This is a genomic window from Bacillus sp. P4_D3 (assembly GCF_056401855.1).
In genome coordinates this window covers 1-524 of the sequence record NZ_JBFUIN010001350.1, presented here as the reverse complement: position 1 = coordinate 524, position 524 = coordinate 1, and the positions used below count along the sequence as shown (strand labels likewise).

The 524-nt window shown below is 36.3% G+C and carries 1 protein-coding gene; it reads left to right on the top strand.

Translation table 11 applies throughout. The features are described from left to right. A partial coding sequence (locus tag AC1DTM_RS31270; protein ID WP_477001798.1) for a CocE/NonD family hydrolase occupies nucleotides 1–524 on the top strand: 524 nt, incomplete at both ends.

Genomic DNA, 524 nt, shown 5'->3' with positions numbered 1-524 from the left:
CAGCTATAGTATCTTTAACAATTACTTCAGGGGTTTCTAGTATAACTGCACATGCGGAAAATAAGGAAGGGAGCTTCGTAAAAGAGAATGATGTTAAGTTAAATGGACAAGTTTCAGAAGCTTTAACTCCAAATACGAAAATTCAATTGGAAAATGGGATGACGAAACCAATCTATTCACTTGATGAAGCCATTGTAGAAAATCTATTTGTAGAGACAGAAGTTGATAGTGATCGAGATGGTAAAAAAGATCGTGTATCAGTAAAGGTTATGCGTCCAAAGACGAATCCAGATGTGAAAGTTCCTGTTATTTATGAAATGAGTCCATATCGATCTGGATTAAAAGACGTTCCTGTTTATAATGTTGATGAAGAATTGTATGCGTATGAAGGAAAACCGTATGGGGCAGTTAATCTTGGTTCATACGGCAATTATTATGTTCCGAGAGGATATGCAGTTATTTTAGGTGAAAGTATCGGAACTGGAAAATCAGATGGATGTCCGACAACTGGAGATGAACAAGAA